Below are 1,948 nucleotides of genomic sequence, written 5' to 3' on the forward strand. Positions count from 1 at the left end.
CACGGTGCAACAACCGGCCATCCTCAAAGTCCGGCGCGGGCAAGAGCTGGCCGGATGCGCTAAGGTTGCGCGATGCAACACATTCCCCCTTCTTTCTGGCAGCTTGGCTGGCGATCTTTGTTGCGCGACTGGCGCGCTGGCGAGCTGCGGCTTTTGCTGGTGGCGGTGACGCTGGCCGTGGCAGCCTTGTCGGCGGTGGGCTTTTTCGCCGACCGCCTGCAAGCGGGTCTGGCGCGCGATGCGCGTGCGCTGATCGGTGGCGACGCGGTGATCCGCAGCGACAACGCCACCCCCGCTGTGTTCGAAGAGCGGGCGCGGGCGCTGGGCCTGCAATCGGTGCAGACGCTGGGCTTTCCCACCATGGGCCGGGCGCCCGACGACTTGGGTGGTGCGGCCAAACTCGTGGCTTTGAAAGCGGTGGGCACTGGGTACCCCTTGCGCGGCAGCTTGCGGGTAGCCGATGCGCCCGACGCGCCCGATGCGGCCACGCGCGACATTCCCGCGCCCGGCACGGTCTGGGTCGACGCTGCTGTGCTGGTGGCACTGGATTTGAAGATGGGGCAGTCCTTGTTGCTGGGTGACGCCAGCTTGCGCATTGCCCGAATCATTGTGGTGGAGCCCGACCGTGGCACCGGGTTCATGAGCTTTGCGCCGCGTGTGATGCTCAACCAGAGCGACCTGCCGGCCACCGGCCTGGTGCAGCCGGCCAGCCGCTTGACCTACCGCCTGGCGGTGGCCGGGGCCGATGCCCCGGTGAAGACGTATGTGCAATGGGCAGAGGCCGAGCTGGCGCAGCACGATCTGCGCGGCGTGCGCCTGGAATCCCTGGAGGGCGGACGACCGGAGATGCGGCAGACGCTGGACCGGGCCGAGAAATTCTTGAATCTGGTGGCGCTGCTCGCGGCCCTGCTGTCGGCGGTGGCGGTGGCGATCGCGGCGCGCGGCTTTGCCCAGCGCCACTTGGACGATTGCGCCATGCTGCGGGTGCTGGGGCTGTCGCAGGCCACCATGACCCGCGCCTACAGCTTCGAATTCGTGCTCATCGGCCTGCTGGCCAGTTTGTTGGGCGTGGTGTTGGGCTATGCGGTGCACCATGTGTTTGTGCTCTTGCTGGCCGGCTTGGTCGAATCGTCCTTGCCCGCAGCCGGGTTTGCGCCGGTGTTCCTCGGTCTGGGCATGGGACTCACGCTGATGGTGGCGTTTGGCTTGCCGCCGGTCTTGCAGCTGGCCCAGGTGCCGCCGCTGCGTGTGATCCGCCGCGATGTCGGTCAGCTCAAACCCGCCACCTTGGCGGTGCTGGGCCTGGGTGTGGCCGGATTCTCGGTGTTGCTGCTGGTCGCCAGCCGCGACTGGTTGCTGGGCTTGATTGCCGTCGTAGGCTTTGCCGTGGCCGTGCTGGTGTTCGCGCTCGCCAGCTACGCCGCCGTGCGCCTTTTGCGGGCCAGTGTGAACGAAGCCACCGCGCCGCGCGCCCTGGTGCTGGCCACGCGGCAGATATCGGCCCGCCCAGCCTACGCGGTGGTGCAGATCAGTGCGCTGGCGGTGGGCTTGCTGGCGCTCATTTTGCTGGTGCTGCTGCGCACCGACCTGATCTCCAGCTGGCGCAATGCCACACCACCGGACGCGCCCAACCGTTTCGTCATCAACGTACAGCCCGAACAGGGCGACGATTTCCAGCAGGCCTTGCGCCAGGCGGGGGTGCAGCGCTTCGACTGGTACCCCATGATCCGGGGCCGTCTGGTCAGCATCAACGGCGCAGCGGTGGTGCCCGAGGCGTTCCAGGGCGACCGGGCGCAGCGCTTGGTGGAGCGCGAATTCAACCTCTCCAACACCGCGCTGCAGCCGCCCCACAACGAAGTGGTGGCGGGGCGGTGGACCGAGAACGAAGCCGCCGCCCTGAGCGTGGAAGTTGGCTTGGCCGAGGAACTGGGCCTCAAGCTGGGGGACC

1 protein-coding gene is annotated in these 1,948 nt (G+C 68.0%); it reads left to right on the forward strand.

What is annotated here, in order from left to right; all coding sequences use genetic code 11:
- Positions 1 to 72: 72 nt before the first annotated feature.
- On the forward strand, positions 73 to 1,948 hold a 1,876-nt coding region (locus ABYB95_RS22610; RefSeq protein ID WP_372662314.1), incomplete at its 3' end, for an ABC transporter permease.

It is taken from the genome of Hydrogenophaga sp. (genome assembly GCF_041633695.1).
Classification (GTDB): domain Bacteria; phylum Pseudomonadota; class Gammaproteobacteria; order Burkholderiales; family Burkholderiaceae_C; genus Hydrogenophaga.